The 23,146-nt window shown below is 65.2% G+C and carries 21 protein-coding genes; 12 read left to right on the plus strand and 9 right to left on the minus strand.

The annotated features are described in order from the left end of the window. The first annotated feature begins 24 nt into the window (after positions 1-24). Positions 25-342, plus strand: a complete 318-nt coding sequence (gene erpA, locus IRZ12_RS05085; protein WP_296465131.1) for an iron-sulfur cluster insertion protein ErpA — start codon at positions 25-27, stop codon at positions 340-342. A gap of 93 nt (positions 343-435) precedes the next feature. Next, positions 436-2,400, plus strand: coding sequence for an ATP-binding cassette domain-containing protein (locus IRZ12_RS05090; protein WP_296465074.1), 1,965 nt, complete (start codon positions 436-438; stop codon positions 2,398-2,400). Positions 2,401-2,450: 50 nt separating this feature from the next. On the opposite strand, the gene IRZ12_RS05095 is transcribed toward IRZ12_RS05090, so the two are convergent. Both IRZ12_RS05095 and IRZ12_RS05100 read right to left on the minus strand, forming a co-directional pair. Further along, positions 2,451-3,560, minus strand: a complete 1,110-nt coding sequence (locus tag IRZ12_RS05095) for an anhydro-N-acetylmuramic acid kinase (RefSeq protein WP_296465077.1) — start codon at positions 3,558-3,560, stop codon at positions 2,451-2,453. Positions 3,561-3,565: 5 nt separating this feature from the next. Beyond that, positions 3,566-5,017 carry a M23 family metallopeptidase gene (locus tag IRZ12_RS05100; protein ID WP_296465080.1) on the minus strand — a complete coding sequence of 484 codons (1,452 nt, stop codon included), beginning with the start codon at positions 5,015-5,017 and terminating at the stop codon, positions 3,566-3,568. 261 nt (positions 5,018-5,278) lie between these two features. Here IRZ12_RS05100 and tyrS point away from each other — a divergent pair, with 261 nt between their 5' ends. The 4 genes from tyrS (at position 5,279) to IRZ12_RS05120 (ending at position 8,925) form a co-directional block, all read left to right on the plus strand. Continuing rightward, positions 5,279-6,556 (plus strand): tyrosine--tRNA ligase, encoded by a 1,278-nt coding sequence (gene tyrS / locus IRZ12_RS05105; RefSeq protein ID WP_296465083.1) that lies wholly within the window; start codon positions 5,279-5,281, stop codon positions 6,554-6,556. A 102-nt stretch (positions 6,557-6,658) separates the two neighbouring features. Beyond that, entirely contained in the window at positions 6,659-7,309 is a 651-nt protein-coding gene (locus IRZ12_RS05110; RefSeq protein WP_296465085.1) for a YbhB/YbcL family Raf kinase inhibitor-like protein, read from the plus strand. Continuing rightward, positions 7,302-7,955, plus strand: a complete 654-nt coding sequence (locus IRZ12_RS05115) for a histidine phosphatase family protein (protein WP_296465087.1) — start codon at positions 7,302-7,304, stop codon at positions 7,953-7,955. Before IRZ12_RS05110 ends, IRZ12_RS05115 begins: the two co-directional genes overlap by 8 nt. A 79-nt stretch (positions 7,956-8,034) precedes the next feature. Beyond that, positions 8,035-8,925, plus strand: a complete 891-nt coding sequence (locus tag IRZ12_RS05120; protein WP_296465090.1) for a LysR substrate-binding domain-containing protein — start codon at positions 8,035-8,037, stop codon at positions 8,923-8,925. Here the strand turns inward: IRZ12_RS05120 and otnI are convergent. From otnI to IRZ12_RS05155, 7 genes are all read right to left on the minus strand, one after another. Beyond that, positions 8,891-9,721: a 2-oxo-tetronate isomerase gene (gene otnI, locus IRZ12_RS05125; RefSeq protein WP_296465094.1), complete on the minus strand. Its 831-nt coding sequence runs from the start codon at positions 9,719-9,721 to the stop codon at positions 8,891-8,893. The two genes, IRZ12_RS05120 and otnI, sit on opposite strands and share 35 nt — an antisense overlap. Positions 9,722-9,734: 13 nt before the next feature. Next, complete coding sequence (locus IRZ12_RS05130) at positions 9,735-10,670, minus strand: 2-hydroxyacid dehydrogenase (protein WP_296465097.1); 936 nt, start codon at positions 10,668-10,670, stop codon at positions 9,735-9,737. Between the two features lie 62 nt (positions 10,671-10,732). Further along, a complete protein-coding gene (locus IRZ12_RS05135; RefSeq protein ID WP_296465100.1) occupies positions 10,733-11,545 on the minus strand; it encodes a class II aldolase/adducin family protein in 813 nt (270 codons plus the stop codon). Positions 11,546-11,563: 18 nt separating this feature from the next. Further along, the gene (locus tag IRZ12_RS05140) at positions 11,564-12,568 is read right to left on the minus strand and encodes a tripartite tricarboxylate transporter substrate binding protein (protein WP_296465103.1); all 1,005 of its coding nucleotides are present in this window, start codon (positions 12,566-12,568) and stop codon (positions 11,564-11,566) included. 146 nt (positions 12,569-12,714) lie between these two features. Then, positions 12,715-13,134 carry a PaaI family thioesterase gene (locus IRZ12_RS05145; protein WP_296465106.1) on the minus strand — a complete coding sequence of 140 codons (420 nt, stop codon included), beginning with the start codon at positions 13,132-13,134 and terminating at the stop codon, positions 12,715-12,717. A gap of 33 nt (positions 13,135-13,167) precedes the next feature. Then, entirely contained in the window at positions 13,168-14,688 is a 1,521-nt protein-coding gene (locus IRZ12_RS05150; RefSeq protein ID WP_296465109.1) for a class I adenylate-forming enzyme family protein, read from the minus strand. Continuing rightward, positions 14,685-15,680, minus strand: a complete 996-nt coding sequence (locus tag IRZ12_RS05155) for a zinc-binding dehydrogenase (protein WP_296465112.1) — start codon at positions 15,678-15,680, stop codon at positions 14,685-14,687. Before IRZ12_RS05155 ends, IRZ12_RS05150 begins: the two co-directional genes overlap by 4 nt. A gap of 372 nt (positions 15,681-16,052) precedes the next feature. Between IRZ12_RS05155 and IRZ12_RS05160 the strand changes: the two genes are divergently transcribed. The 6 genes from IRZ12_RS05160 to IRZ12_RS05185 are packed head-to-tail and all read left to right on the plus strand — an operon-like array spanning position 16,053 to position 22,734. Then, complete coding sequence (locus IRZ12_RS05160) at positions 16,053-16,595, plus strand: thiamine pyrophosphate-binding protein (RefSeq protein WP_296465115.1); 543 nt, start codon at positions 16,053-16,055, stop codon at positions 16,593-16,595. A 10-nt stretch (positions 16,596-16,605) separates the two neighbouring features. Next, the gene (locus IRZ12_RS05165) at positions 16,606-17,220 is read left to right on the plus strand and encodes a thiamine pyrophosphate-dependent enzyme (RefSeq protein ID WP_296465118.1); all 615 of its coding nucleotides are present in this window, start codon (positions 16,606-16,608) and stop codon (positions 17,218-17,220) included. Between the two features lie 13 nt (positions 17,221-17,233). Next, the gene (locus tag IRZ12_RS05170; protein WP_296465121.1) at positions 17,234-18,646 is read left to right on the plus strand and encodes an aldehyde dehydrogenase family protein; all 1,413 of its coding nucleotides are present in this window, start codon (positions 17,234-17,236) and stop codon (positions 18,644-18,646) included. A 45-nt stretch (positions 18,647-18,691) separates the two neighbouring features. Further along, positions 18,692-20,806 carry a hydantoinase/oxoprolinase family protein gene (locus IRZ12_RS05175; RefSeq protein WP_296465124.1) on the plus strand — a complete coding sequence of 705 codons (2,115 nt, stop codon included), beginning with the start codon at positions 18,692-18,694 and terminating at the stop codon, positions 20,804-20,806. After that, complete coding sequence (locus tag IRZ12_RS05180) at positions 20,803-22,380, plus strand: hydantoinase B/oxoprolinase family protein (RefSeq protein ID WP_296465126.1); 1,578 nt, start codon at positions 20,803-20,805, stop codon at positions 22,378-22,380. Before IRZ12_RS05175 ends, IRZ12_RS05180 begins: the two co-directional genes overlap by 4 nt. Before the next feature lie 3 nt (positions 22,381-22,383). Then, positions 22,384-22,734 (plus strand): RidA family protein, encoded by a 351-nt coding sequence (locus tag IRZ12_RS05185; RefSeq protein WP_296465128.1) that lies wholly within the window; start codon positions 22,384-22,386, stop codon positions 22,732-22,734. Positions 22,735-23,146 lie beyond the last annotated feature (412 nt).

Raw genomic sequence — 23,146 nt, forward strand, 5'->3', positions numbered from 1 at the left:
CTCGAAGCCCCTCCCACCCCGCTCGTGTTTACCGATGCGGCGGCCGCCAAGGTCAAGGAGCTGATCGACGAGGAGGGCAATCCAGCGCTCAAGTTGCGCGTTTTCGTACAGGGCGGCGGCTGTTCCGGCTTCCAGTACGGGTTCACCTTCGACGAAGAAGTGAACGAGGACGACACCCAACTGGAGAAGAACGGCGTACAGCTGTTGATCGACGCCATGAGCTACCAGTACCTGGTGGGCGCGGAAATCGACTACAAGGAAGGCCTGGAAGGCGCCCAGTTCGTCATCAAGAACCCGAACGCCACCGCCACGTGCGGCTGCGGCTCGTCGTTCTCGGTCTAAACGCCGAACCGTCGTCTTTTCTTTACTCCGAGCGCCCTCGCGCAAGCCAGGGCGCTTTTCGTTTGTCCACGGCCGTCGGCCGGCATTCGTTTCATGGCTCTCATCGCACTGACCGACATCGAACTGGCATATGGCCACGTTCCCCTGCTCCACCAGGCCAACTTCTCCGTCGAGGCTGGCGAGCGGGTGGGATTGATCGGCCGCAACGGTACCGGCAAGTCGTCCCTGCTCAAATTGCTCGACGGGCGCATCCAGCCCGACGATGGACTGATCTCGCGCCAGGACGGCCTGAAAATCGCCACCGTGGAGCAGGAGCCCATCTTCGATGAGTCGGGCACGGTGTTCGACGCGGTCAGCGAAGGGTTGGCCAAGGGGCGCGACCTGTTGCGCGCCTACCAGCGGTTGACCCACGAGCTGGCGGAGAACCCGGCAGGACCCCGGCACGACGCCCTGATGGCCCGCTTGCAAGGCCTTCAGGCGGAGCTGGAGGCGCACGACGGCTGGACTGTGCAGGCTAGGGTAGAGGCTACCCTAGCCAAGCTGAACCTGCCGGCCGATGCACCGGTGGCAGGGCTATCGGGCGGCACGCGCAAGCGGGTCGCTCTGGCGCGCGCATTACTCGGCGATCCCGATCTCCTGTTGTTGGACGAACCGACGAACCATCTCGATTTCGAAGCCATCGCGTGGCTCGAAGAGCTGCTCAAGGCGTTCCCCGGCAGCGTGGTCTTCATTACCCACGATCGCCGCTTCCTGGACGCGGTGGCCACGCGCATCGTAGAACTGGACCGCGGCGCATTGACGAGTTTTCCGGGATCGTTCTCCGCTTACCAGGCGCGCAAGGCGGAGATGCTGGAGGCCGAGCGCCTCGAGCACGCGCGTTTCGACAAGCTGCTCGCGCAGGAGGAGGCGTGGATACGCAAGGGGGTCGAAGCGCGCCGCACGCGCAGCGTCGGACGCGTCAAGCGGCTGGAGCAGCTGCGCCTGCAGCGCGCCGAACGCCGCGAGCGAATGGGCAAGGTCACGATAGATGTGGCCGAGGGGCAGCGTTCGGGCAAGCTGGTCGCTGAGTTGACGAATGTCTCGAAATCCTTTGGCGAAAAGACCGTGATCCGCTCGTTCTCGACCACCGTACTCCGGGGCGACCGCATCGGCATCATCGGCCCCAACGGCGCGGGCAAGACCACGCTGCTCAAATTGATCCTGGGCGAGCTGGCCCCCGACTCCGGCACGGTGCGGCAGGGGACCAACCTGGCCGTGGCCTACTTTGACCAAATGCGCAGCCAATTGGACGACGACATGGCCTTGGCCGACGTCATCAGCCCTGGCAGCGAATGGATCGAGATCAGCGGCCAGCGCAAGCACGTGATGAGCTATTTGGGAGACTTCCTGTTTCCGCCCGAGCGAGCCCGTTCGCCCGTCAAGAGCCTCTCCGGCGGCGAACGGGCTCGCCTGCTGCTGGCGCGATTGTTCGCCCGCCCTGCAAACGTCCTGGTGCTCGACGAGCCGACCAACGACCTGGACATCGAAACCTTGGAACTGCTCGAAGAGCTGCTCCAGGACTACCCGGGCACGGTGTTTCTCGTGAGCCACGACCGCATGTTCCTCGACAACGTCGTGACGCAGACCATCGCCTACGAGGGAAATGCGCAATGGCGCGACTACGTCGGGGGCTACGAGGATTGGGCCGCGCAGCGTGCGCGGGCGCAGGAGGCGCAGTTGCGCGCGGGCGCAGCCAAGTCGCGCGAACCGGCCAAGGGAAAAAAGGAAGCGCCAGGCGAGGCCGCGGCGGGAAATGCCGGCGGTGCGGCGGCGCCGGCCAAGCCTGCCGGCCGATCTCGCCTCAGCTCCTGGGAAGCGAGGGAGCTCGAAGGGCTGCCCGACGTCATTGCCGCGCTCGAGGCTGAACAACAGAAGCTTACTGATCGTCTCGCCGATGGCCGCATCTATCGCGACAACCCGGAAGAGGCGATCGCCGTCCAGCAGCGCATCGCCGAAATCGAAGAAGAATTGATGGCCAAGCTGGAGCGTTGGGAGCTGCTGGAAAGCAAGCGTAGTTGACCGCGGTGTGGCACAGCAACTGCCGGGGCCCGTGCCACGGCGGACGGTGCTCAGGCGGGGTAGTAAGCGCCTAATACCCGGGGGCCGGCGGCCCCCGTCACGGCCGGAAGATTGCCGGCCAGGCCTTCCACGTGCCGGTATGCGAGCCAGGCGAAGGCCAGCGCTTCCATTTGCTGGGCCGGCACGTTCGCATCGTCCGTGGGGGCGACCGGGCAGGGAAGCGCCGCCGCCAGCGCACGCATCAATCCCACGTTGCGGGCGCCGCCACCGCATACCCATACCTTCTCGCAGCCGGGCTGTTGCCTGCGGATTTCCCGGGCGACCGTTTCGACCGTCAATGACTGGAGGGTGGCTTGCACGTCGGCAGCCAGCAGCGGGCCATGCGCCGCCTGCCAGGCATCCAGGCGGCTGTCCAGCCAAGCCTCGTTGAACAGGTCCCGGCCGGTCGACTTGGGAGGCGGAGCGGCCAGCCACGGTTCGGAGGCGATGAGCTCCGACAGCAAGGCGGGTTGGGGGGTGCCGGAGGCGGCGAACCGCCCGTCGCGGTCGTACGGCTGTCCGGTATGGCGCGCGCACCACGCATCCAGCAGCAGGTTGGCCGGCCCGGTGTCGTAACCGACGACGCCGTCGGGCGACAGGAAGGTCACGTTGGCGATGCCCCCCAGGTTGAGGACGGCTTGAGGCGTTGCGGTGCCGAACACTGCCGCGTGGAAGGCGGGGGCGAGCGGCGCGCCTTGGCCCCCGGCGGCCAGGTCGCGGCTGCGCAGGTCGGCGACGACAGCGATGCCCGTCAATTCGGCAAGCCGGGCGGGAGCGTTCAATTGCACGGTATAGCCCGCGTCAGGCCGGTGCCGCACGGTCTGGCCGTGGGCGCCGATGGCGCGTATCTGGGCTGCCGCCAGGCCGGTCTGGGCAAGGAGTTCTGCCACCACCTTGGCGTAGAGTTCCGCCAGTTCGAGGGCCGCCAGGGACATGCGGTGGACTTCGTCGAAGCCCGGCCGGTTGAGCGCCAGCAGGCTCGCCCTCAGTTCGGCGGGCATGCCGACGTCCGCATGCCCGAGGATGCGGGGCGCGGTGCCGGAAAAGTCCGCCGCCACGCCGTCCACGCCATCCAGACTGGTGCCCGACATCAGTCCGATGTAGAGGCCCGTCCGGGGCATGGCTGCTACTGGCTCGCGAGCGCGACGTCGTCGGAAGGCGCGTCGTCGTTCGCCAGTCGGGCCAGGAGCTCCATCTGGTGGCGCAGCGGTTCGGTGTGCTTCTTGAACAGCGCGAGGCCGCGGGCGTTGAGGTCCGGCGCCGGGGGCAGGGCGACGGTGAGCGGATCCACCGGCTTGCCGGCGATGCGGAACTCATAGTGCAGGTGGGGGCCGGTGGCCCAGCCGGTCGAGCCCACGCGCCCGATGAATTGGCCCTGCGAGACGCGCGAACCCTTGGTGAGGCCAGGAGCGAAGGAGCTCATGTGCGCGTAAAGCGTGGAATATTGGCCGTGGTGGCGGATGATCACGACGTTGCCGTAGCCGTTTTGGCGGCCGATGAACTCGATCGTGCCATCTGCGGTGCTGCGGATGGGCGTGCCGTGCGGCGCGCCATAATCCACGCCCTTGTGCTCGCGCCAGGTCTTGAAGATGGGATGCAGGCGGCGGGAGAAGCCGGACGTGACGCGGGTGAACTCCATGGGCGAGCGCAGGAACGCCTTGCGCAGGCTCTTGCCCTCGAACGTGTAGTAGCCGCCTTCGGTGCCGGGCTGCTGGTCGAACCACACGGCCTGGTGGGCCGTTCCTTTGTTGACGAATTCGAGCGCGAGCACCCGGCCGGCCTGCACGTAGTTGCCTTGGTGGGTATAAACCTCGTAGACCACGTTGAAATAGTCGCCGCGCCGCAGGTCGCGATGGAAATCGATCTCGCCCGAAAGAATCTCGGCAATTTGGGTGGCGACGCTGTCGGGGATGTTGGCGGCGTCGGTGGCGCCGAACAGCGAGCTGTGGATCTGGCCGTGGGCGACCCGGGTCTGGCGCTCCGTGTCGAGTTGAACTTCCTTCGCGGAGATGCCTTCCGCCGTGCGTTCGATCTGCAGCAGGCGCGAAACCACCTTGCCATTGACTTCGGCGCCCGGGGTGTGGACATAGCGCAGCCAGCGGACTTCGCCCTGCGCGTTGGTCGATGCCTGGACGATGCGGCCGGGATAGAGCTGGTAGAGGCTGCGGGCGTCAGGCGACTTGCGTACGAAGGCCTCGAACTCGGGATCGTCCACGCCCAGCCGGTTCAGGAGGGATGCGACGGAGTCGCCCCGCTGCACGCGCTCTTCGCGGATGAAATCGGGGGCTTCGGCTTCCTGTTGGGTGACTTGCTCGGCGAGGTCCGGCAATTCCAGCGACTCGACTATCCGGGATGTCGGTAGCAGGGCCGCGTCCGGCGCCAGGGGCGCCACGCCGATCGCGCCGGCAGTCACGAACAGCCCGGCGGCACCGACGCCGATGACGATGCGGCGCTTGAGCGGAGACGAGGTGAGGGTGTAGGTGGCGGGATGGGAGGTGATGCGGGAGAGTACTTGGTGCACCGCTGCGGCAATGCGCTTGAGCATCGCCCCGGCGATGCCGGAAAACTTACGATTCATGCGTCCTGGCCCCTGGGGTCGGTTGGGCTAGAATTGCTCCAGGGCACGGCCCCGAAGCGCGGCGTGTTCCAGCCCTGATTCGTTGTACTGCCGCAACGCGATAAGCGCGGCACGAAGAAAACCCTCAGTTCGATACGCGCGAACCGCAACTCTCTTTGTAACAACGGGATGGGCCGGAGATTGGCCGAGTATATAGAAAGTCCCGCGGCCCTGCCAATACGATTATTTACAATCTACATACTTTTCCGAACAGTTCCCGCCATGGCTGAAACGAAATCGAGCGACCCGTCCGTATCTCTCCCCAGTGCGCCGGAGTCGAGGCAGACATATCCGGTTACACCCGAGGTCGAGCGGGATCTCGCCATCGTCAAGCGTGGCTGTGATGAACTGCTGGTGGAAGCAGAGTTCGCGCAAAAGCTGGCGCGCAGCCGCGCAACGGGTGTTCCGCTGCGCATCAAGCTGGGCCTGGATCCGACGGCACCCGACATCCACCTCGGCCATACGGTGGTGCTGAACAAGATGCGCCAGTTGCAGGAGCTCGGCCATACCGTCATCTTCCTGATCGGCGATTTCACGTCCATGATCGGGGACCCGAGCGGGCGCAATGCCACCCGCCCGCCGCTCACGCGCGAGCAGATCGAGGCCAATGCGCAGACCTACTACGCCCAGGCCAGCCTGGTATTGGATCCGGCCCGCACCGAAGTCCGCTATAACTCGGAGTGGTGCGACCCCCTCGGGGCGCGCGGCATGATCCAGCTGGCCTCGCGCTATACCGTCGCCCGCATGCTCGAGCGGGAAGATTTCACCAAGCGCTTCAAGAACGGCGTGCCGATCTCCGTCCACGAGTTTCTCTATCCGCTGATGCAGGGCTACGACTCCGTGGCGCTGCGGGCGGACCTCGAGCTGGGTGGCACGGACCAGAAATTCAACCTCCTGGTGGGGCGCGAGCTGCAGAAAGAATACGGCCAGGAGCCCCAGTGCATCCTGACCATGCCGTTGCTAGAGGGGACGGACGGCGTCGAGAAGATGTCCAAGTCCAAGAACAACTACATCGGCATTTCGGAATCGCCCGAATCCATGTTCGGCAAGCTGATGTCCATTTCGGACACCTTGATGTGGCGTTACTACGAGCTGCTCTCCTTCAAGTCGATGGAGGAGATCGCGCAGTTGAAGCAGGATGCCGAAAACGGCCGCAATCCGCGCGACATCAAGGTCTTGCTGGCGAAGGAGATCGTGACCCGCTTTCACTCCGCGACGGCGGCCGACCAGGCACTGGCGGATTTCGAGGCACGCTTCAAGCAAAAAGCCATTCCCGACCAAATGCCGGAGGTGACGGTGGCGGGTGCTCCGCTCGGCATTCTGCAGCTATTGCGCGAGTCCGGCCTGTGCGCGTCGGCTTCCGAGGCGCAGCGCAACATCGAACAGGGTGGGGTGCGCGTCGATTCCGTCAAGATCGAGAACAAAGGCCTCAAACTGGAAGCCGGCACCTACGTCGTGCAAGTGGGTAAGCGGAAATTCGCCCGGGTCACGGTACGATGACGGTACGCCGGCCGCCTTTCGGCGCGGGAAGCCGCGCCGGCAGGCTGCGCCCGGGCCCTAGGCACATCATTGCCGTGGTGAACGATTTTTAGGAGTATCGCGATGAAGCTCTGGAGCAATTCCTTCCTGGATGGCCAACCCATCCCCGCGCGTTATGCCTTCGGCAAGATCGATCCCAAGACGCAGGTGACGCTGTCGGACAACGTGAACCCGCACCTGGCGTGGGACGATGTGCCGCAGGGCACGCAATCGTTCGCGCTCATCTGCCACGACTACGACGTGCCCAGCAAGGGCGACGACGTGAACCAGGCAGGCCGGCAGGTGCCCGCCGATTTGCCGCGCGTGGATTTTTTCCATTGGGTGCTGGTGGACATCCCCGCCTCCAAGACCGAGATCGAAGAGGGCGAGTTCAGCACCGGCGTCACGCCGCGGGGCAAGGCCGGCCCGCATGCGCCGGGCGGTACCCGCCAGGGCATCAATGACTACACCGGGTGGTTCGCGGCCGACCACGACATGAGCGGCGATTACTACGGCTACGACGGACCGTGCCCGCCGTGGAACGATTCCATCGTGCACCACTACGTCTTCACCGTCTACGCGCTGGACGTACCCAAGGTTGACGTGGAGGGCAAGTTCACCGGGGCCGACGTGCGGCGTGCGATCGAAAAACACGTGCTCGCCCACGCGACGCTTACCGGGACCTATACCCTGAATCCCGCGCTGGCTCCGACGCAGATCGCTGCCCATGACTGAGGTTTGGCTGGTCCGCCATGGCGAAACCGAGTGGAACCGGTTGCGTCGCGTCCAGGGCACCCTCGACATCGGCCTGAACGCGCTGGGCCGTGTCCAGGCCGAGAAGGTGGCGTCTCGCTTTCATCCGGAGCGCGACCGGGTGGCGGCGATCTACAGCAGCGACCTCGCCCGGGCGCACGACACCGCCCGGCCAACCGCGGCACGCCTCGGGCTGTCGGTCCGCTTGGATCCGGGGTTGCGTGAGCGTAAATACGGCATTTTCGAAGGGCTCAGCTTTGACGAGCTGGCCGCGCGCCATCCCGAGGCCGCCGTGGCCGTGCGCGAGCGCCACCCCGATTACGAGCTGCAGGGGGGGGAGTCGCTGCGCCAGTTTCACCAGCGCGTGGTGGCGACGCTGGATCGCATCGCCGCCGCGCACGTTGGAGAGCGCATATTGGTATTTACGCACAGCGGCGTGCTGGATACCGCCTATCGGCATGCCCAAGGGCTGTCGCTGCGGGCCGAGCGCCGCCATACGCTGCACAACGTCAGCATCAATCGCCTGGTGATCGATGCAGGCGCGTGGCGGGTGGAAGCTTGGGGCGACGTGGCCCACCTGGAAGGCGGCCAGCAGGACGCGTGGGAAGAACCGGCCGACGCCGCCTAGCGTGGCTTGCCGCGCGGCGCGGCGCTGGGGCGATGCGGAGCCGGGAAGCCCCGGCCCGCGCCATACAGGGGCGTGCGCCGTGGACCTGAAGCAACTCGAATATTTCGTGCGGGTGGCTGAACTGGGCGGATTCACCCGGGCATCCATCGCCCTTCACATCGCCCAGCCGGCACTGAGCCGGCAGGTGCGCCAACTCGAGATCGAGTTGGGCCAGAGCCTGCTGACTCGCAATGGGCGCGGGGTGGTGCCTACCGAGGCCGGAAAAGTCTTGCTCGAACATGGGCGCGGCATTTTGCACCAGGTGGCGCGCACGCGCGAGGAGCTGGGCCGCGTGCGGGGGGCGCTGGCCGGCCGGGTTGCGATAGGCTTGCCGCCACGCTTTGCCAAGATGCTGACCGTGCCGCTGACCCGCACCGTCAGGGAGCGCTTCCCGGAAGTGGCCCTCTCCATTTCGGAGAACTTGTCGACGAGCCTGCAGGAGTCGCTCGTGAGCGGGCGACTGGACATCGCGTTGCTCTACAACCCCGTGCCTTCTCCAGACGTCGACAGCGTCGTGCTGCTGGAAGAAGATTTCTTCCTGGTCACCCGGCGCGGCGGCTTCGCGCGCAAGTCCATCAGCCTGCGCGAGCTGGCGGACGAGCCGCTCATCCTGCCGACCCGTCCGAATACGATACGCATGTTGGTCGAGGCCGAGCTCGCGAACATTGGCAGGCATCCCAAGATCGCGATGGAAGTCGATGGTGTCGCGGCCATGCTAGACGTCGTCGCGGAAGGGGTCGGAGCCGCCGTGCTGTCGGTCAATGCGGTCCGCACTTCCGGCCGCGCGCGCGCGTTCCAGGCCGTTCCGATCGTCAAGCCGCGGTTGCGCACCAAGCTCGCGCTGGCCGTGAGTGCCCAGCGTCCCGCGACGCGCACGCAGCAAGCCCTGCAGGAGCTCATCGTCGAGCTTGTGCGCGGGTTGAAAGTGTAGGCCCGCCGGCGCGTCGCAGCCACTCCAGGCCGGCGGAGGTACCGCCCGGTTCGTTTCCCCGCTTGGGGTGGTATTCGCAGCCTATCCACCCCGCATAGCCCAGGGCGTCGATCAACTCGAAGAGGTAAGGGAAATTCACTTCACCCGAGTCGGGTTCGTGGCGATCGGGCACGCCGGCGATCTGCAGGTGCCCGACTGCCCCCGTCGGCAGGTAGCGCCGCAAGCGGGCCGAGAGGTCGCCCTCCACGATCTGGCAATGATAAAGGTCCATCTGCACTGCAACGTGCGGCGAGCCGACCTCGCGCACTAGGGTGTGCGCGTCTTCCTGGTGCGTCAGGAAAAAGCCGGGCACATCGCGGGGATTGATGGGCTCGATCAAGACGCGCCGCCCGCAGCGGCCGGCTTGCTCGGCCGCCCACGCCAGATTCTCCAGGTAGGTGGTGCGCAAGGCGCTGCGATCGGCGCCCCGCGGCGCGATGCCGGACATGACGTGCAGGCATTCGCAGTCGAGCGCGAGGGCGTAATCGAGCGCCAATAGAAAGGCCTCCCGGAATTCACGCTCGCGTCCGGGCAGGCAGGCGATGCCACGCTCCGCCGGGTCGCGCCGGGGCGTGGCGTTGAAGAATACGAGGCTCAGGCCGTTGTCCTTGAGGCGCGCCGCCAGCTCTGCAGGCCGGTAGTCGTAGGGGAAGAAGAACTCGACCGCTTCGAACCCGTCGCGGGCCGCACAGGCAAACCGGTCGAGGAAGGACCGGTCCGGATAGAGCATTGCCAGATTGGCGGCAAAGCGCGGCATGGTGTCCGTTGCCTCAAATCGGCGTCAGTACCTGGCCCGTGCGGAAAAAGGCGTCGAGGTTGTCGCATACCAGCGCTTCCATGTCGGCGCGGGTCTCGCGGGTGAAGCCGGCGATGTGGGACTGGACGACCACGTTGTCCATTGCGAGCATCGCTTCGGGCACGTTGGGTTCGTTCTCGAACACGTCGAGCCCTGCACCGCCCAGGCGTCCTTCCTGAAGCGCACGCACCAGCGCTGCCTCGTCCACCACGCTGCCGCGTGCGATATTGACGAGAATCCCCTGGGGGCCGAGCGCATCCAGCACTTCGGCATTGACGAGATGCCGCGTCTCGGGGCCGCCGGGGCACGCGACGACGAGGAAGTCCGCCCATTTTGCCAGTTCGACGAGCGAGGTCTCGTGCTGCTCGGCATGGCCTGCCACGGGGCGGCGCGTGTGGTAGCGCACGGGCATGTCGAAACCCGCGGCGCGGCGTGCCACGGCTTGGCCAATGCCACCGAAACCCAGCAAGCCCATGTTCTTGCCATAGACGCGGGTCATCAAGGGGCGTTGTCCGGTCTTCCAGCCTCCCGCCCGGACGAAGCGGTCCGTGGCGGAAATCCCGCGTGCCACGTCGATCGCAAGTCCCATCGCGAGGTCGGCCACGCAGCCGTCCAGCACCTTGGGGGTATTGCTGATCTGCATGCCGCGGCGCTTGGCGGCGGCGACGTCGATCTTGTCGTAACCCACCCCGAAGTTGACGATGGCCTTGGCGTTGGGCAGGCGCTCGATCAGTGCAGCATCGCACGCGTCGCGCACATGGATGGCCACGGCCTCGAACTCCGCCCCGTGCGCGGCGAGAAATGCGTCTTTGTCCGGTTGTTTCCACAAGGGCGCGACGTCATAATCGCGCGCCAGGCGGGCGTCGACCGGTCCAGTAATGGGGCCAATCTGCAGTACGCGGTGTTTCATCGTGGCTGTCCTTCTTCTTGGATGGGAATGCAAGGCGCGAAGCTCATCATGTCGATGTCAGCCTAATCACGATAGCTCATGTCGCGTCGATCCAGCATCCGCAGAAGCGCGGGCCACTCGCGCTCGCCGTGAGGCGGGTGGGTGCCGTCCGGGTTGGGCGTGGGCGCGAGCCGCAATTGCTGGTACGCCTTGTCCACTACTTCCGGCGCGGGCATGTGCAGCGGGCTGCCGGCCGACATCGTCAGCAGCTGGGTTTGGCAGGCACGCTCCAGGCGCTGCATGTTCACGAAAGCTTCCGCGACGGTGCGTCCCACCGACAGCAGGCCGTGGTTGCGCAGGATCATCACGTCCTTGTCGCCCAGGTCGCGGGCGAGGCGCTCGCGTTCGTCGACGTCCACCGCCACCCCTTCGAAATCGTGATACGCCACCGCAGAGGCGAACCGCATTGCCGTCTGGTTCAAGGGAAGCAGCCCGCATTCCAATGCCGAAATGGCCATGCCGGCCGGCGTATGGGTGTGCAGTACGCACCCGACGTCGGGGCGGGCGGCGTGGATCGCGCTGTGGATGACGAAGCCGGGCAGGTTGATGGTGTATTCGGTGTTCGGGTTGTAGATCACGTTGCCGTCGAGGTCTACCTTGATCAGGGAGGACGCTGTGATCTCCTCGTACATCATGCCGAACGGGTTGATCAGAAAGTGCTCTTCATCCCCGGGCACACGCGCCGAGATGTGGTTGAGGATCATGTCGCTCATGCCGAACAGGTCGACCAGGCGGTAGCACGCCGCGAGATCGATGCGGACCTGCCGCTCGGCCTCGGAGATGGACGGATGGAAAGCGGTTTGCGTGCGGACGGGGAGTCGTTGAGTCGTGCTCATGAGTGTTCCGGTGCGGTCTCATTGTTTCTCGATGCCGGCTTCTTCGATGACGACCCGCCATTTGGCGGCGTCCTTGATGAAGACCTCCTTGAGTTCCTCCGGCGTGCTGCCCTTGGGTTCGATGCCCAGGCCGTTGAAGCGCTCGCGAATGTCGGGCGACCGGAGCGCCTTGGCGATCTCCTGGTTGAGCCGGGTAACGACCGCTGCAGGCGTATTGGCCGGGGCCACGATGCCATTCCAGGATTCGGAAACGTATTTGGCCAGGGCCGGGATGCCGCTCTCGGCGATGGTCGGCACGTCGGGCAAGAAGCCGATCCGCGTCGGTGCCGTGGTCGCGATGGCCCGCAGGGATCCGCCGCGGACCTGGCCCAGCGCGCCGGTCGTGGTTTCCATCGCGACTTGTATGTTGCGGCCACGCAGGGCGCCGATCACGTCGCCGGTGGACTTGAATGGGACGATGAGCACTTCGAGCCCGGCCATGGTCGCGAACAGCCGTGCCGATAGATGCTGGGCGCTCCCCACGCTGATTGTCCCGATGTTGAAGTGGGCCGGATCCCGGCGCGCGGCGGCGACCACGTCCTGCACCGACTTGAGGGGGCTGTCTTTGTCGGCGACGAGCAGGAAGTGGAAGGTCCCGATGGTGGAGATCATCGAGAAGTCCTTGACCGGATCGTAGGGCAGGGACTTGAAGAGATAGGGGCTAAAGGCGTTCTGTCCGCTGACCAGCAGCAGCGTGTAGCCGTCTGGCGCGGCGCGGGCGACCATGGACGCAGCCGTGATGCCGCCGGCTCCCGGGGCGTTCTCGACGACCACGCTCTGGCCCAGGGACTCCGACATTTTCTGGCCCAGTGCCCGGACGACCGTGTCGCCGAGCCCGCCGGGGGCGAAACCGACGACGATCTTGATGGGCTTGCTGGGAAAGCCCTGCTGCGCCCAGGCGGAAGACGAGCCGGCGAGCGTGAACGCGGCGAACAGCAGGGCGAGGCGTGGCCCGCGGCGCGAGCGACGGGGTTGTCGGTCCATTCGTGTCTCCTGGTTGTTTGGCCCGAGGGGGCTATGTGCGGTGTCGTCCCGTTTGCGCGGATTGTGCAGCCGCGGGCCTGGGCGCGATACGGCTTTTCCAGGAGATCTGTTATGCCGATTTGATATGGGAGGGCAGTATCCCGGTTCTACGGCGCCGGCTTTTTCTCCGGCATGGGCGCGGTGATATAGGTGCCCCGGCCGCTGGCGATGAGGGTGCCGTCCTGCAGGACCTCGGCTTCGCAGGTGGAAACTTGGCGGCCGAAGCGGACGATCCGTCCTTTGGCGACGAGGTCGCCTGCCTTGGCCAGCCGGTGGTAGTCCACGCGCAGGTCTATGGTCGGCACCCCGTGGCCGATGCGTTGCACGAGCGCATAGTCGGCCGCAAAGTCGATCAGGGCGGCGAGGATGCCGCCGTGTGTCTGCATCAGGCGCGTACTGGCGATCCATTCCTCTCGCCATTTGGCGCGCACTTCAATGCTGTTCTCGTCCAGCGCGAGGACTTCCAGGCCCAGCCAGTTCAGGTACGGGCTGCGCGCGATGAGATCCTGCAGTTCGGTTATGGTCATGCGCACCTCGATGCAAGGGGGAATTCGGCGTGGTCAGGCATCTACTTTCTTGGTTTGCTCGGCCAATTCCCGGGCGCGGGTTTCGAGCGCCTTGCGATCGATCTTGCCCACGCCGTTCAAGGGCAGGGCGTCGACGAAGATCACGCGGCGGGGATGCTGGTAGGGCGGGGCATTCTCCAGGGCGTAGGCTTTGACGTCTTCTGCGGTGAGCGAGGATCCGGCGCGCTTGACGATGAAGGCGTACGGAATCCTGTGCTTGATTTCGTCCGGCACCGGCACCACGATGGCTTGGTCGATGTCCGGATGGCGTTCGAGCATGAGCTCCACTTCACCCGGATAGATGTTGTGGCCGCTCGATACGAACATGTCATCGGCCCGGCCCACGAAGTAATACCAACCTTCCGCATCGCGCCTTAGGACGTCGCCCGTGTCGAACCAGCCGTCCTTCATCCGGCGGGCCATTTCTTCCGGATTGTTGTAGTAGCCGTTCATCATGCCCGGGCCTTTGACGTAGAGCGTACCGAAGTTTCCGTCGCCGCCTACCAGCCGGAAACTGTTGCCGGCGACCGGCCAGCCCACCGAGTGCCGCGGGCGCGGCTTGCCTTCGGGATGCGGGCCGAACAGGGCGGCGCTGGTTTCGGTGGTGCCGAAGATGGTGATGATTTCCGCCCGTGGAAAGACGCGTGCCACTTCGTCGATGAGCACATCCGAGGCGGGGGCGCCGCCCATCGTGGCCAGGCGTACGAAGTCATAGTCCTGCCCCTGGAGCAGGTCGCGCTGCTGCAGGATCATCGCGAAAATGGTCGGAACGCCTGAGAGCACGGTCACGCGATGGCGGGTGATGGCCTCGATGTAGCGGCGTGCGTCGAACTTGCGCATCAATATCACGGTCGATCCGCCCACCAGCACGCATTTGATGGAGTTCATCGCGTGCTTGTGGTAGAGCGGCGCCGCGACGATCATGCGGTCGGTCGGGCAGAATCCGCGGTCGCGCGAGATGGTCTCGGCCACCCAGGAGTGCGCGCGATGAGAGAGCAGTACCCCTTTCGGTCTTCCCGTCGAGCCTGACGTGTAGGGCTGGAATGCCACGTCGTCGTAGCCCGGCACGTAGGGGTCGAAGGGCCCTGGGTCTTTGAACGATTCGTACGTGCGCCGGTCGTTTTCGTCTATGTCGATGTGTGGCACGTCGGCGGGCAGGTTGCCCTTGAGCGCCCCGTCGCAAAAAACGAGGCGCAATTGCGCGTCGCGCACCACCCATTCGACCGTGGCCTTGGGCTGCAGAATCCCGATGGGAACGGGGATGATGCCGGCCCGCATCGCGCCGAAGAAGATCTCCAGGAATTCGACCCGGTTCGAGCACAGGATGCCCATGCGCTCGCCGGGATGCAGGCCGTAGCGCAGCAAGCCGCGCGCCACGGCGTCGCACGAAGCGTGAAAGGTTGGATAGTCGATTTCGCGCGGGTGATCCGGATCCCACAGGTCGATGACCGCGGGGCGCGCTTCGTTCCGGAACTCGGTGCCGATGCAGCCGAGGTTCTTGATGGGAGCGTTCATGGGTTGACGATCACCTTTCCGAAGATGCGACGGTTCTCGAGCAGCCCGACTCCTTCGGCCGCGCGTTCGAGGGGCAGGACGGTTTCGATGACGGGTGCGATGCGGCGCGCCGCCACATGGTCCAGGCAAGCTTCGATATCGCTCGGGAGGTAGGCGCGCGAGCCGATGATCTCGATCTCGCGATGCCAGACGTAGCGGACGTCGATGGGACAGATATGGCCCGCCGTGGAGCCGCAGGTCAGGATCCGGCCGTTGACGGCCATGCAGCGCTGCGTGGGAATCCATGTGTCGCCGCCCGTGAAATTGACGGCGACGTTCACCCCTTTCTTGCCCGTGGCGGCCCAGACGAGCTTGGAGAAGTCCGGATGCTCGGCGTAATTGACGATATGGTCGGCACCGAGTTCGCGCAGCTTGCGGCCTTTCTCTTCGCTGCTGGTGCAGGCGATGACTTCCGCACCTGCCATTTTTGCGAACTGCACGCAGGAGACGCCGACGCCGCCGCTCGCGCCGAGGACGAGCACTTTTTCTCCCTCCTGGATGCGGCCGCGGGTGAACAGCATGCGATGCGACGTGCCGTAGGCGATGGGTAGTGCCGCCGCTTCATTGAAGTCGACGCCGTCCGGAATGGCAATCAACTGGCGTTGGTCGACCGCGATGTACTCGCAGAGTCCGCCGTTGCCGTGCTCGCCGAGCACGCCGCCTTCGGGAAAGCGCGGAAAGAGGACGACGCGCTTGCCGATCCAGTGCTTGGGCACGCCCTCGCCCACGTTCGTGACGATGCCCGCGACGTCGCCGCCGGGAATACGGGGCATGGTGGTGGGCAGGTCCGGCATGCCATGAAGCACGAATACGTCCATGTAGTTCAGTCCGCAGGCCTTGACTTGCACCAGCGCCTGGCCAGCAGCCGGCTGCGGCACGGGCCATTGCTCCAGCTTCAGTTTGTCCAGGCCTCCGTGCTCGCGCAGCGCGATCACTCTCATCGTCGTGGTCATAGATCCCTTGCCTAGTGAGTCAGCCGCCAAGATGCGCGCCGAGTGCGCGCAAGCGGTCGCGGTATGTACCCGTGCTATGCCCGATTGGCGGGCGGCGAAGGAATCGTAAGAGCCAAATTTGATCAATACAAATTAGTAGTTTTGGTGGATTGATCGTCCGACTCGATAGATGCGCGAGGGGATCGTGGAGTAAAGACTGCGGCCTTCATCTATCGTCAAAAACGAAGAATGGACAAAAACGAATTGTTTGTGTTGATGAAAACGCGATCTTAGGATGCCCCTGCCTGGCCAAGCTTTGCACGGCCGGGGCGGTGATTGCCCGTGCCTCGCCGCACGCGGCACCTCGTTCATCGAATCAGACAGGGAGTATCCATGCCGGCCGACTCATCCGCCGAAACCTGGTACGAGATCGTGGTGAGAGCGCTCAAGGCCAATGAGGTCAAGCTCGTGACCTATGTTCCGGACAACGTCCTCGCGCCCCTGATCCGACTGGTCCACGACGATCCGTTTTTCACCGTGATCTGTCCCGCCCGGGAAGAAGAGGCCGTGGGCATCGCGGCGGGCGCCTACATGGCGGGGATGCGCGGCATCGTGCTGATGCAGACCAGCGGATTCGCGACCTTGCCGAATGTGCTGGCCTCGCTGCTGAGCCCCTATCGCATCCCCGTGCCCATGATGATTTCCGAGCGAGGTGCGGTGGGCGATTTCCAGCTCGGGCAGGCCATGGTGTGCCGCACCATGCGTCCCGTGCTCACCGCACTCGGCATTCCCCATTTCGCCATCGAACGCCACGAGGACGTCGAGTTCGTCGTGGACAAGATGATTAGCCAGGCGTACGCCACGCAGGAGCCGGCTGCCCTGATCTTGTCGCCGTTGCTGACCAAGCGGCCGCCTGTGTCCGCCATCGCGCGTTGAAGGAGCGCTCATGTCGAACAGCGAACGAAAACCGATTTCCCGCTCGGACGCCAAAGTCATGAACCGGTCGGACCTCACCCGCCGCCTGGTGGCGCGGCTCGAGCGCGAGGAAGCCGTCATCGGCGGCATCGGCAACAGCAATTTCGATCTCTGGGCGAGCGGCCAACGCTCACTGAATTTCTACATGTTGGGGAGCATGGGGCTGGCGATGCCCATCGCATTGGGCGTGGCGCTGGCGCAGCCGGATCGCCGCGTCTTTGCGTTGGAAGGCGACGGCTCGCTGCTGATGCAGCTGGGAGCGTTCGGCACCGTGGCATCGGTCGCGCCGCGCAATCTGGCCGTCGTGATCTGGGACAACGGCATGTACCAAATCACCGGTTCGCAGAAAACGTTGACGTCTTCCACCGTGGACCTGGTCGGCATGGCGATCGCCGCAGGCGTGAAACAGAGTGCATGGGCGGCGGACGAGGCGCATTTCGAAGCGCTGGTCGACCGGGCGCTCGGCGCCGACGGTCCATGGGTAATCGGCGTGCGGATTGATGGCGAGAAGCCGGCCGGGGTCACTGATCGCGATCCCGCCAAGATACGCCTGCGCTTCATGCAGGGTTTGGGCGTGACGTCCTGAAGGAGAGCAGATCGTGTCCAGACTATTGATCGATGGTCGTTGGGTGGACGGCGAATCGACCGACCAGCTCACCGACAAATATGCAGGCCGGGTCTACGGCCAGATGGCAGTGGCGTCTAGCGCCCAGGTGGACGAAGCCGTTGGGGCCGCACAGCGCGCGGCGCACCGCATCCGGATGGAACCCTACGCGCGCTACCAGGCTTTGACAGGCGCGGCGCGCATCATAGAGAGCCGCATGCGCCAGCTCGTCGACCTCCTGCGGGATGAAGCGGGCTTCACGCGGGCGGACAGTGAAAACGAAGTACGCCGCTGTGCCCAGACGCTGGAATTGTCGGGTGAAGAAGCCAAGCGCCTGACCGGCGAAATGGTGCCCATGGAAGCCGGCCGGGGAGTCAAGGACAGGCTGGGCTTCACGGTGCGCGTCCCGTTGGGCGTCATTTGCGCCATCACGCCGTTCAACTCCCCGCTCAATACCCTGGCCCACAAAGTCGGGCCTGCCCTTGCTGGCGGAAATGCGGTGCTCATCAAGCCGTCGGCTTATACCCCGCTCTCGGCGGTGGAGCTGTGCAAGGCGCTGATCGACGCCGGCGTGCCAGCGGAGTTGCTGACGTTGTTGCATGGTCCGGGCGCTTCGCTGGGGCGGCAGCTCTTGGCTGACCAGCGCATCGCCTACTACGCCTTTACCGGCAGCACGCAGGTCGGGCGCGAGATCCAGCAGGCCGCGGGGCTGCGTGGAACGCAGCTCGAACTCGGCAGCATCGCCAGCACGATTGTCTGCCACGATGCCGACATCGACATGGCCATTCCCAAGATCCTCAACGCGGGCTTTCGCAAGGCTGGCCAAGTCTGCACGTCGGTACAGCGCCTGTATGTGGACCGGCGCATCGTGCCAGCCTTCGTGCCGAAGCTGGTCAAGGCGGTGCAGGCAACGCCCGTCGGGGATCCCGGAGATCCCCGCACCGTCATCGGGCCGATGATCAGCGAACACCATGCACGCCGGGCGGAGTCGTGGGTGCAGGAGGCGATCGCCCAGGGCGCCCGGCTGCTGACCGGCGGCACGCGCCGCGGCTGCGTGCTCGAGCCAACGATCCTCTCGGGCGTGCGCAACGACATGCGCGTCGTGTGCGAAGAAATTTTTGCGCCCGTGCTTTCGATCATCGAATTCGACGACCTCGACGAAGCGATATCCGGCGCCAACGGCACCGATTTTGGCCTCTCGGCGGGGCTGTTCACCTCCAATTTGCACGCCGCGTTGCGCACCGCCCAGGCGCTGCGTTTCGGCGGCGTGCACATCAACGAGGCTTCCAGCGCGCGGGTCGACGCCATGCCTTTCGGAGGCGTCAAGGCGAGCGGGCACGGCCGGGAAGGGCCCGCCTACGCCATCCGGGAAATGACGGAAGAGCGACTGATCACCATTGCGTACTGACCGGTAGAGCACCGGTCCCGTTTCACACTGAATGGAATAGAGAGCGTGAACACATCTGCTGCAGGCTCCAGTACTTTGCGCGTCGCCGTGGATATCGGCGGGACCTTCACCGACGGTGTGGCGACTTTGCATCCCCAAGGCCGGATATGGGTCGGAAAAACCCCGACCACGCCTTCGGACCCCGGCGAAGCCGTGTCTACCGTCATTGGCGACCTGCTGCGGCAAGTTGCCGAATCCATGGGAGACGCGGCGCCGCCGCTGGGCGAGGTGCTGCACGGCACGACCTTGGTCACCAATACGCTGATCGAGCGCAAAGGCGCGCCGACCGGCTTGATTACGACGGTCGGCATGCGCGACGCGCTCGATATCGGGCGCGAGTGGAGGTACGACCCCTACGACCTGGACATCGTATTGCCACAGCCGCTCGTGCCGGCCCCATGGCGGGTGGAGGTCAATGAACGCATAGGCGCGCACGGCGAGGTGCTCGAACCGCTCCAGGACGCAGACGTCGAGGCGGCGATCCAGGCGCTGGCCGATGCCGGGGTGACCTCGGTCGCGGTGTCGCTCTTGCATGCGTACATGGATGACCGCCATGAGCGGCGCATCGAAGCGGCGATCAAGGAGCGGCTGCCGAACATGGCGGTGTCCGTTTCTTCGTCGTTGGCCCGGGAGATAGGGGAGTTCGAGCGTACCTCTACGACCACCGCCAATGCGTACGTCAAGCCCATCGTGACCGATTACCTGCGCCAGCTCGAGGCTCGCATCGGAGACATACGGCGCGGCATTCCCCTGCGCGTGATGGTCTCGAGCGGCGGATTCACCTCGGCCCAGGCCGGCGCCGATTCACCCATCATGCTGCTCGAGTCGGGGCCGGCGGCGGGCGTGCTCTCCGCGCTCAACACGGCGCGGCAGAACGATGTGCGCCAGGTGCTCGCCTTTGACATGGGTGGCACGACGGCCAAGGCATGCGTGGCGGTAGATGGCGAAGCGCCCATCGCGCACAGCTTCGAATGCGCGCGCGTAGAGCGGTTCAAGCGCGGCTCCGGGTTGCCCATCTTGATTCCCAGCATCGAGTTGATCGAAATCGGGGCCGGCGGCGGCTCGATTGCGTATTGCAACAGGCTGGGGCTGCTCAACGTCGGTCCGGAGTCATCAGGTTCCGTGCCGGGCCCGGTGTGTTATGGCCGCGGCGGCAAGCGGCCGACCGTGACCGATGCGGACTTGATGCTGGGCTATCTGAATCCGGCCAACTTCCTCGGCGGGGAAATGCGCCTGGACATCGAGGCCACCCGGGCATGCATGGCCCGGCTCGGGGAGGAGCTGGGCATGTCGGCCGAGGCGGCGGCCTGGGGCATCTGCAACGTCGTGAACGAGAACATGGCCAGCGCCGCCCGCATCCATATTGCCGAGCGCGGATACGACCCGCGCGATCTTTCCATGGTCGCGACCGGCGGTGCCGGTCCGGTCCATGCGGTGGACGTGGCGCGCAAGCTCCGCATCCCGCGCGTATTGGTGCCCATCGCCGCAGGCGCCGGATCGTGCCTGGGCATGCTCGCCGCACCAGCGCGCGTTGATCGCGCCTGGTCTAACCCGCAGCTCTTGTCGGAGACGGATTGGAACCAGGTTGCCCGGGTCCTGAGCGAGCTGAAGCGGGAAGGCGAGGCAGAGCTGGCTTCGGTGGGCGCATGCGACGTTGAATGGCGCATCGGCGCGGAGATGCGGTACTACGGCCAGGGCGCAGAAGTACCCGTCTCCATTCCCTATGCAGATGTCGATGCCGGGACCGGCGCAGCGATCCTGGCTGCATTCGAAGCGCAATACCAGCGCTTGTATGGGAGGCTGGTTCCCAATGCCCGCCCGCAGGTCACGACCTGGCGCCTCGTCGGCAAGGCCCGCACGGAAGGTTGCCATTTTGAATGGGGCGACATGCGTGCCACCGGAGGCGCCAAGCCCGCGGGCTCGCGCTCGATCTATTTGCCGTTGCGCGGTGCGTACGGAGACGTGCCGGTGCACGACCGCTATTCGCTGCCGCCGGGAGCGCGCTTGCATGGCCCGCTGATCCTGGAAGAGCGCGAGTCCACCATCGTCGTGGCCGTCGACGCCGACGTGGAAATCCTCCCTGACCTGACCGTCTCCGTGACCATCAAGGAATTCGAATGATGGAAAAAAACTCTGCCTCATCACGTTCGGGCACCCGGCAAACGCAGTTCGACGCCGTCGAGCTCGAAATCCTCTGGAAGCGGTTGATCAGCGTCGTGGACGAGGCGGCAGCGGCATTCGTCCGCACGTGCTTTTCCACGCTGGTGCGGGACGGCAACGACTTCGCCATCGTCCTGACCGATGCGCAGGGGCGTTCGCTCGCTCAGTCAGCCATGAGCCTGCCCGGGTTCATCGGCTGCCTGCCCGCGACGGTGCGTCATTTCTTGGCCAAATATCCCCCCGAGACGATCAAACCGGGAGACGTCTTCATCACCAACGACCCGTGGAAGGGGTCGGGCCACGTGCACGACGTCACCACCGTGACGCCCATTTTCTTAGAAGGGAAGCTGGTCGCGTTCGGCGCCGTGGTATCGCATTTACCCGACATCGGCGGAAAGCTGCGCAGCAACAGCAGCCGCGAGATTTATGAGGAGGGCCTGCAAATCCCGCTGATGAAGCTGCTGGACGACGGCAAGCCGAACGAGGTGTTGATCGACATGATCACCCAGAACATCCGCGTGCCAGAGCAGGGCATGGGGGATATCTGGGCCCAGGTCGCAGCGTGCCGCATGATGGCCGACCGGTTGCGGGCACCGCTCGAGAAAGTCGATCTCGCGGCATTGGGCGCCGAGGTGCGCAGGCGTTCCGAGCAGGCCATGCGCGAGGCCATCCGCGCGCTTCCCGATGGCGTGTACACGTCCACGGTACAGCACGACGGCTTCGAAGAGCCCATCATCATCCGCTGCAAGCTGACGGTCGACGGCGACAGGATCGACATCGACTACACGGGCACCTCCCCGCAATTGCCGCGCGCGCTGAATGTCGTGCCCATTTATACCTTCGCCTATACCGTGTATGGCCTGAAGGCATTGCTGTGCCCGGATATTCCCAACAATGAGGGCAGCTTCCTTCCCATCACGACCAGCGCGCCGCCAGGGTCCCTGCTCAATCCTACCTATCCCGCCGCATCAGGGGGGCGCAGTGCCATCGGCCACCTGTTGCCGGGGGCCGTATTCAAGGCGCTCGCGAATGTGCTGCCGGAAAAAGTCTGGGCATCGGGCTCACCCAATTCCTCGATGACCATGTCGGGCGAGTACCGGGGCAAGCGTTATGCAGTCGTGAATTTCCTCAACGCCGGCCAGGGCGCGACCGCGCACAGGCCCGGCTTTTCGGCGCTCAGCTTTCCCGCGAATCTAGGCAATACGCCGGTCGAGATCATGGAGTCACTCGCTCCCATACGCGTGCTGCGCCGGGAGATCCGCCGCGGCAGCGGCGGAAAGGGGCGCCAGCCGGGAGGCTGCGGCATCAGCTTCGAATTCGAGCTGCTGCCCGATGCGCCCGATGCGACGGCGTCGTTCCTCATGACGCAGCTGAAGTCTCCCACGGAAGGGCTGGCCGGGGGCGGGTCCGGCCAGCCGGGACGCCTGCTCATCAATGGGAATGCCGTGGATCCTACAGAACCGCGCGTGCTGCGCGCGGGAGATCGAGTCTTGATGGAAACCGCAGGAGGCGGCGCCTATGGAGCGCCGGAATAGGAGATGAGCGAAATCGAGCGCATAGACCAGAACGCGCGCCGGAGCCGGGCGCTGATCCACAACGGGATCGTCTATCTCTCGGGACAGGTGCCTGACGACCGCACACAGGATGTCGCCGGACAGACCCGGCAGGTACTGGCCAAGATCGACGAGTTGCTGGCCCTGGCCGGCACCGACAAGAGCCGGATCCTGAGCGCGCAAATCTGGCTGAAAACCATGGACGACTTCGCCGCGATGAATGCGGTGTGGGATGCCTGGGTGACACCCGGGCAGGCCCCCACCCGTTGCTGCGGCAAGGTCGAACTGAACGACCCGGCATGCCGGGTCGAGATCGTGGTGGTGGCCGCTGTCTGACATCCCTCGCACGTCGATGCATTTTTTCGGGGGCAGCACTCGTGGATCATCCCAAAGAGATTCACGATGCCTGATGGGCCGCGGCATTTTCGTCTATCCGTAAGGCGCGTGGCGCCGTGGAGCACAGAAATGATCGAGAGAAGCGCTGTCGGGTGTTGCAAGGTGGAATTGCCGATCACGAAGGATCACGAGCAGCAAAGGTGGTCTCTCTCGCGAATGCGGTGGGTCGCAGTGGGGTTGGCCATGGCGTACGCAGCCTGGGCCGCGCCCTTTGCGACCGCTGCCGAATCGGCGGACCAGTATCCCAGTAAACCCATTCGCCTCGTGATCCCTTATGCCACCGGCGGGGTGTCGGACGCCATAGGCAGGATGCTCGCGAAGTCCATGGGCGACGTGTTGGGACAGCCCGTCG

Origin of the sequence: Pigmentiphaga sp. (genome assembly GCF_019689535.1) — a bacterium.
Lineage (GTDB): Bacteria > Pseudomonadota > Gammaproteobacteria > Burkholderiales > Burkholderiaceae_B > Pigmentiphaga.